Here is a 5785-nt window from a genome sequence, read left to right on the forward strand (position 1 = left end):
CATTCGCGTCGTGGTCTTCTTCAGATGGTCAACAAGCGTCGTTCGCTTTTGGATTACCTGAAAAAAATCGATGGCGACCGTTACGCGGCGCTCATCGCGAAGCTCGGCCTTCGTAAGTAACACAATCGTTCGGCCCGCCTCGGCGGGCCGTTTACGTATTGGGTTATCCTGAACGTGTTTCAGGATACCAAATGACCGTTTCTTGTTATCCTGAAACATGTTCAGGATGACGAAAAATGGAAAAGGGCGTGTCCGGCAATGAGGCTGGACTGCCATGGGGGCTTTGAAATGCCCCGGCCGTTTGCGGATCGGATCATCCGCTCAATTGAGGCCCCGCATCGCATAGGGCATGCGGGTCAAAGGAAAATCTATGTTTAATACGAAAACTGTATCAATCGAGTGGGGCGGACAAACCCTGACACTCGAAACGGGTAAGGTTGCCCGTCAAGCCGATGGCGCTGTTATGGCGTCTTTGGGCGAAACTGTTGTACTTTGCGCGGTTACCGCGGCGAAGTCGGTAAAGGATGGTCAGGATTTCTTCCCATTGACCGTTCACTACCAAGAAAAATATTCGGCAGCTGGCCGTATCCCAGGTGGCTTCTTTAAGCGGGAACGCGGCGCGACTGAAAAGGAAACTTTGGTTTCCCGTTTGATCGACCGTCCATTGCGTCCGTTGTTCCCAGAAGGTTTTTACAACGAAATCAACGCAATCGCGCAAGTTCTGAGCTATGATGGCGAGAATGAGCCTGACATTTTGGCAATTGTTGCTGCTTCAGCTGCAATGACCATTTCGGGCGTTCCCTTCATGGGCCCAATCGGCGCGGCACGCGTTGGTTACCTGAATGGCGAATATATCCTGAACCCAACAGATGAGCAGGTTGCCGAAGGTGACCTCGATCTTGTTGTTGCAGCGACATATGACGCCGTGATGATGGTTGAATCCGAAGCCAATGAGCTTTCGGAAGAAATCATGCTTGGTGCCGTCCTGTTTGCGCATGACGCATGTAAGGAAGTCGTCAAGGCAATCATCAAGCTTGCTGAACAAGCTGCCAAGGATCCTTGGGCAATGGCGGAACAGGCTGACCTGTCCGCGGCCAAGGACAAGCTTAAGAAGCTGATCGGCAAGGATATTGCTGCAGCTTATAAGCTGACTGACAAGTCGGAACGCAGCAACGCGTTGAACCTTGCACGCGCAAAGGCGAAGGAAGCGTTTGTTGACGCTGCGCCTCAGGATCAGCTGGCCGCTGGCAAGTTGATGAAGAAGCTTGAAGCTGAAATCGTTCGCGGCGCCATCCTGAAGGACGGCACCCGCATCGACGGTCGCAGCACCACGCAAATCCGTCCAATCGTTTCGGAAACGCATTTCTTGCCACGCGCACATGGTTCTGCCTTGTTCACACGCGGCGAAACGCAAACCATCGCAACCTGCACCTTGGGTACCAAGGACGCAGAGCAGATGATCGACGGTCTTGGCGGTCTGCATTATGAAAACTTCATGCTGCATTACAACTTCCCACCCTACAGCGTTGGTGAAGTTGGCCGTTTCGGTGCGCCCGGTCGCCGCGAAATTGGCCATGGTAAGCTTGCATGGCGTGCGCTGCACCCCGTGCTGCCAACCAAGGACGAATTCCCGTATACAATCCGTTTGACCAGCGACATCACAGAGTCGAACGGCTCGTCGTCGATGGCGTCGGTTTGCGGTGGAAGCCTCGCCATGATGGACGCAGGCGTGCCTATCAAGCGTCCGGTTTCGGGTATCGCAATGGGTCTTATCCTTGAAGGTAAGGATTTCGCGATCCTCTCCGACATCTTGGGTGATGAAGATCATCTCGGCGATATGGATTTCAAGGTTGCTGGTACGTCAGAAGGCATCACCACGATGCAGATGGACATCAAGATTGCCGGTATTACCCGTGAAATCTTCGAAGCTGCATTGAACCAAGCCAAGGAAGGCCGCGCGCATATCCTTGGTGAAATGGCAAAAGCTTTGGGCGAAGCCCGCGGTGAGTTGTCGGCGCACGCACCACGTATTGAAACCATGCAGATCGACAAAGCGAAGATCCGCGACATCATCGGTACCGGTGGTAAGGTTATTCGTGAAATCGTCGCCACCACTGGCGCCAAGGTCGACATCGACGATGAAGGTCTTATCAAGATCTCGTCTTCCGACGTTGCCCAGATCGAAGCCGCACGTAAGTGGATTTCCGGCATCGTTGAAGAAGCTGAAGTTGGCAAAATCTATGACGGCAAGGTCGTCAATCTCGTCGATTTCGGTGCGTTCGTAAACTTCATGGGTGGCAAGGACGGTCTCGTCCACGTCAGCGAAATGCGCAACGAGCGCGTTGAAAAGGTTACCGACGTTGTCAGCGAAGGCATGGACGTTAAGGTCAAGGTTCTTGAAATCGATCCACGTGGCAAGGTTCGCCTGTCGATGCGCGTCGTTGATCAGGAAACCGGTGAAGAACTGGAAGACACACGCCCGCCACGTGAAAAGAGCGAACGCAGCGATCGTGGTCCCCGCCGTGAAGGTGGCGGACGCGGCGAAGGCCGTGGCGATCGCGGACCGCGTCGTGATGGCGGTGGACGTGGTGAAGGCCGCGGCGACCGTGGTCCACGCCAAGAGCGTTCAGAAGGCGGAAACAACGGCGGGGGAGATCCCGACCATGTTCCAGCATTCCTGAAGGACTAAGCCCACGCGGCATAACGAACATCCTGCAAAAGGATTGGAGAGGAAAAGGGGTCGCTGCGGTGGCCCCTTTTTCGTTATGGGCATTGGCCGCTATTAATGTCCAAAGCCCATTGCCGTTGAAGCTATCTCGGCTTCAGTTCATGCTCGATACAGCATCTCGCACTAACATGCGCAAAACCCTTGGCGACGGCCCCAAGAGTATCTAAGGACAATCCCATGAACAGAAAAATCCTTGTGTCCGCTGGCTTGCTGGCTTCGGTTTCCATGCTTTCGGGTTGCGCTATGCTTGGCCTTGGCGGCGGCGGCGCAAAGCCGGGTAGCAACACCCGTTATGTCGCGCGTGACGTTAATACGTTGTACACGGCGGCAAAGGACAAGCTGGATAACAAGCAATATGAAGTTGCTGCCGCTTTGTTTGACGAAGTCGAACGCCAGCATCCTTATTCGCCATGGGCCCGCCGCGCGCAGTTGATGAGCGCATTTAGCTATTACATGGCGCAGAAATACAACGAATCGATTCAATCGTCGCGCCGTTTCCTGTCGATCCATCCGGGTAACAAAGATGCGGCTTACGCATATTATCTGATCGCCTTGTCTTATTATGAACAAATGAGCGACGTGACCCACGATCAAAAAATTTCCGAGCAGGCATTGGCGGCATTGGGTGAAGTGCAACGTCGCTATCCCAATTCGCGCTATTCCGCTGACGCCACATTGAAAATCGATCTTGTGCGTGACCATTTGGCGGGCAAGGAAATGGAGATTGGCCGTTTCTATCAACGTCGTGCCTTGTGGCTCGCATCCTCGCTGCGTTTCCGCGAAGTCATCGACAAATTTGATACGACAACGCATACGCCAGAGGCGTTGTACCGTCTGACCGAAAGCTATTTGGCGATGGGCGTGCCTGAAGAGGCGAAGAAAGCTGCGGCTGTGCTGGGTGCTAACTATCCCGGTAGCGAATGGTATCAGCGCGCTTATGACCTGATGCAGAAGAACGCGCCCGCCGCGTAATGACATGCTAACGGGGCTGTCGATCCGCGATGTGGTGCTGATCGAGGCGCTGGACCTTGAATTCGCAAACGGCCTTGGTGTGTTAACCGGGGAGACGGGCGCTGGTAAGTCTATCTTGCTGGACGCTCTGGGCCTTGCGCTGGGTGCGCGCGCCGATAGCGGCCTCGTGCGTGCAGGCGCTGACAAGGCGCAAGTGACGGCAAGCTTTGATGCGCCAGCCAATGTGGTCGCGTTGCTGGGCGAAAATGACATTGAAATCGACGTAGGCGAGCCGCTGCTGATCCGCCGTTCGGTTAAGGCCGATGGTGGCAGTAAGGCGTTCATAAATGATCAGCCATGCTCTGCCGCTTTGCTGCGCGATGTCGGCGCATCTTTGGTGGAAATACACGGGCAGCATGATGACCGGGGTTTGCTGAACCCGCGCGGGCACCGGGCGCTGCTTGACGCCTTTGGCCGATGCGACACCGCAACCGTCGCGGCCAATTTCACGTCATGGCATGAGGCGAAAGTCCGGCTTGATATCGCACGCGAAGCGCTGGAAAATGCCGCGCGCGACCAAGAGTGGCTTGAGCATGCGGTGGCGGAACTTGCTGCCTTTAATCCGCAGCCGGGCGAGGAAGAGGAACTGGCTGGCGAGCGGTCGGACATGCAAAAGGGCGAGCGCATCGCCGAAGATTTGAAGGCGGTGCTCGAAAGCTTTGACGGCCCCAAAAGCGGCCTTGCGCTTATCCGGTCTGCGGCACGCAAGCTTGATCGCTTGGCCGATGCGCATCCGTTGCTGGCAGAAGCGCTGACATCGCTTGACCGTGCCGTGATTGAGGCAAGCGAAGCCGAGGACAAGTTGAACGCGGCTGCGCGGGCGATTGAATATGAGCCCGCACGTCTCGATGAAATTGAGGAGCGCCTGTTCGAATTGCGCGCGCTCGCCCGTAAGCACAATGTCGCGCCGGACGGCATTATTGCCCTGCAGGAGCGTCTGACCGCGCAGCTTCAGTCGATTGAGGCAGGTGGTGAGGGGCTCGCTCTGTTAGAGGCTGAGGTCGCTGCAAAGCACGCGGCCTATGTCACGTCCGCCACGGCACTGTCGGAAACGCGACGTGTTTCAGCAGCGAAGCTGGATGCCGCGGTTAAGATCGAATTGGCGCCGCTAAAGCTGGATGCGGCGCAGTTCCAAACATCTGTCGAGCAGCTTCCCGAAGAGCGCTGGGCCGCGTCGGGCATGGACCGCGTCGAGTTTCTGATTTCGACAAACCCCGGCGCACCATTCGCGCCGCTGGCCAAAATCGCATCTGGTGGCGAACTTTCCCGCTTCATCCTCGCGCTGAAAGTCGCGTTGGCGGAAGAGGGTGGGGCGGCGACAATCATCTTTGATGAAATCGACCGCGGCGTCGGCGGTGCGGTGGCGGCTGCCATCGGTGAGCGGCTTGCGCGTTTGGCCCAACATACGCAGTTGCTCGCGGTAACGCATAGTCCGCAGGTCGCGGCCAAAGGCAAGGCGCATTACTTCATCGCCAAATCCAGCCAAGGGACGGTGACGCGCACGGGCGTGGTCTTACTGGATAATGACGCGCGCAGCCAAGAAATCGCCCGGATGCTTTCGGGTGCAGAAGTGACGGACGAAGCGCGCGCGCAAGCAAAACGTCTTTTGGAGGTTGTGTGAAGAAAATAGGTTTGATTTTGGCGTTGCTGCTGACTGGCTGCACGACCACGGAACCCGCAGCGCTGCCGGCCGACGGATTTTTTCGTGAACTTTCCGCGCTGTGCGGCAAGTCATTTGAAGGCAAATTGGCGGCGGGCGATGACAGCGACGCTAGCTTTAATTCGGCCAAGATGCGCGCGCATGTCCGCGAATGTTCATCGCGCGAAGTTCGGATCGCATTTGATGTTGGCGAAGATAAATCGCGCACATGGATTATCAGCAAGACAGACACTGGCCTGCGTCTGAAGCATCGCCATATGTTAAAAGATGGCACCGAAGACCCTGTATCCCAATATGGCGGCGATACCGTGACGTCAGGCAGCGTCATGCGGCAAGAATTTCCTGCGGATGCCTTTTCCAAAGACATGTTCACCAAAGAAAGGCGC

General features: G+C 56.1%; 5 protein-coding genes. All 5 read left to right on the top strand.

The annotated features are described in order from the left end of the window. The coding region (locus ACIQ0G_RS09810) for a 30S ribosomal protein S15 (RefSeq protein ID WP_397577753.1) at nucleotides 1-120 on the top strand (120 nt) is incomplete at its 5' end. Between the two features lie 250 nt (nucleotides 121-370). Then, nucleotides 371-2689, top strand: coding sequence for a polyribonucleotide nucleotidyltransferase (gene pnp, locus ACIQ0G_RS09815; RefSeq protein WP_397577750.1), 2319 nt, complete (start codon nucleotides 371-373; stop codon nucleotides 2687-2689). Nucleotides 2690-2905: 216 nt separating this feature from the next. Further along, nucleotides 2906-3700, top strand: coding sequence for an outer membrane protein assembly factor BamD (locus tag ACIQ0G_RS09820; protein ID WP_324477249.1), 795 nt, complete (start codon nucleotides 2906-2908; stop codon nucleotides 3698-3700). A 4-nt stretch (nucleotides 3701-3704) separates the two neighbouring features. Beyond that, the gene (gene recN / locus ACIQ0G_RS09825; RefSeq protein ID WP_397577751.1) at nucleotides 3705-5360 is read left to right on the top strand and encodes a DNA repair protein RecN; all 1656 of its coding nucleotides are present in this window, start codon (nucleotides 3705-3707) and stop codon (nucleotides 5358-5360) included. Then, nucleotides 5357-5785 (top strand): hypothetical protein (locus ACIQ0G_RS09830; RefSeq protein WP_397577752.1); only part of this gene is annotated, 429 nt, incomplete at its 3' end. The genes recN and ACIQ0G_RS09830, both read left to right, overlap by 4 nt.

The organism is Sphingorhabdus sp. (assembly GCF_044354325.1).
Classification (GTDB): domain Bacteria; phylum Pseudomonadota; class Alphaproteobacteria; order Sphingomonadales; family Sphingomonadaceae; genus Sphingorhabdus_B.